The 2,362-nt window shown below is 54.4% G+C and carries 2 rRNA genes (1 of these 2 only partly in view); both read left to right on the forward strand.

Annotation, left to right across the window (positions count from 1 at the left end):
* Positions 1-2,052 (forward strand): 23S ribosomal RNA (locus tag QUA33_RS27570) (it extends 799 nt beyond the left edge of the window).
* A gap of 122 nt (positions 2,053-2,174) precedes the next feature.
* Positions 2,175-2,287, forward strand: a 5S ribosomal RNA gene (gene rrf / locus QUA33_RS27575).
* Positions 2,288-2,362: the final 75 nt, after the last annotated feature.

Genomic DNA, 2,362 nt, shown 5'->3' on the forward strand with positions numbered 1-2,362 from the left:
AAGCTATTTAGGTAGCGCCTCGCACGAATCTTCCTGGGGGTAGAGCACTGTTATGGCTAGGGGGTCATCGTGACTTACCAAACCATGGCAAACTCCGAATACCAGGACAGACTATGCGGGAGACACACGGCGGGTGCTAACGTCCGTCGTGAAAAGGGAAACAACCCAGACCCACAGCTAAGGTCCCCAAATTATCGCTAAGTGGAAAACGATGTGGAAAGGCATAGACAGCCAGGAGGTTGGCTTAGAAGCAGCCATCCTTTAAAGAAAGCGTAATAGCTCACTGGTCGAGTCGGTCTGCGCGGAAGATTTAACGGGGCTAAGCGATATACCGAAGCTTGGGGTGCACACTTTGTGTGCGCGGTAGAGGAGCGTTCCGTACGCCTGCGAAGGTGGCTTGAGAAGGCTGCTGGAGGTATCGGAAGTGCGAATGCTGACATGAGTAACGATAATGCGGGTGAAAAGCCCGCACGCCGAAAGCCCAAGGTTTCCTAGCGCAACGTTCATCGGCGCAGGGTGAGTCGGCCCCTAAGGCGAGACCGAAAGGTGTAGTCGATGGGAAGCTGGTTAATATTCCAGCACCTCGCGTGAGTGCGATGGGGGGACGGAGAAGGGTAAGTGTACCGGGCGTTGGTTGTCCCGGGGAAAGTACAAAGGCTTGGGTGGTAGGCAAATCCGCCGCCCTTTAAGGCCGAAGTACGAGACGAGTCCTATCGGACGAAGTCACTGATCCCACGCTTCCAGGAAAAGCCTCTAAGCTTCAGCTCACGCAAGACCGTACCGTAAACCGACACAGGTGGGTAGGATGAGAATTCTCAGGCGCTTGAGAGAACTTGGGTGAAGGAACTAGGCAAAATAGTACCGTAACTTCGGGAGAAGGTACGCCTCCAGCAATGGAGGCCGCAGTGACCAGGCCGCTGCGACTGTTTATCAAAAACACAGCACTCTGCAAACACGAAAGTGGACGTATAGGGTGTGACGCCTGCCCGGTGCTGGAAGGTTAAGTGATGGGGTCAGCGCAAGCGAAGCTCTTGATCGAAGCCCCAGTAAACGGCGGCCGTAACTATAACGGTCCTAAGGTAGCGAAATTCCTTGTCGGGTAAGTTCCGACCTGCACGAATGGCGTAACGACAGCGGCGCTGTCTCCACCCAAGGCTCAGTGAAATTGAAATCGCTGTGAAGATGCAGCGTTCCCGCGGCAAGACGGAAAGACCCCGTGAACCTTTACTATAGCTTTACATTGAACGTTGAGTTCGTCTGTGTAGGATAGGTGGGAGGCTATGAAACCGAGGCGCCAGCTTCGGTGGAGCCATCCTTGAAATACCACCCTGATGTGCTTGACGTTCTAACCTAGGTCCGTAATCCGGATCGGGGACCATGTATGGTGGGTAGTTTGACTGGGGCGGTCTCCTCCCAAAGAGTAACGGAGGAGCACGAAGGTACGCTCAGCGCGGTCGGACATCGCGCAATGTGTGCAAAGGCAGAAGCGTGCTTGACTGCAAGATCGACGGATCAAGCAGGTACGAAAGTAGGTCTTAGTGATCCGGTGGTTCTGTATGGAAGGGCCATCGCTCAACGGATAAAAGGTACTCCGGGGATAACAGGCTGATACCGCCCAAGAGTTCATATCGACGGCGGTGTTTGGCACCTCGATGTCGGCTCATCACATCCTGGGGCTGTAGTCGGTCCCAAGGGTATGGCTGTTCGCCATTTAAAGTGGTACGCGAGCTGGGTTCAGAACGTCGTGAGACAGTTCGGTCCCTATCTGTCGTGGGCGTTGGAGATTTGAGAGGGGCTGTTCCTAGTACGAGAGGACCGGAATGGACGAACCTCTGGTGTACCGGTTGTCACGCCAGTGGCACTGCCGGGTAGCTACGTTCGGAAACGATAACCGCTGAAAGCATCTAAGCGGGAAGCGCGCCTCAAGATGAGATCTCCCGGGACACAAGTCCCCTAAAGGAACGATGAAGACTACGTCGTTGATAGGTCGGGTGTGTAAGTGCAGTAATGCATTGAGCTTACCGATACTAATGATCCGTGTGGCTTGATCATATAACCTCAAGTTGCCTTGCCCTTCGGCACAGAAGCCAAGACAAACCAAACTGTTACGTCACAAGACCCTATGAGAGCGTGAGCGCTTGAGCCTTCCGGCAATAGCGACCCTCCACCCTCTCCCTGGTGAACATAGCTGCGTGGAACCACCCGATCCCATCCCGAACTCGGAAGTGAAACGCGCACGCGCCGATGGTAGTGTGCATCCGCATGCGAGAGTAGGTCATCGCCAGGGCCTTACCCAAAACCCCGACCCAAAAGGTCGGGGTTTTTCTTTGCAACTCAAAAACCAATAACAGCAAAGCGCAGG

The organism is Microcoleus sp. Pol14D4 (genome assembly GCF_036701245.1).
In the GTDB taxonomy this organism is placed as follows: Bacteria; Cyanobacteriota; Cyanobacteriia; order Cyanobacteriales; family Microcoleaceae; genus Microcoleus.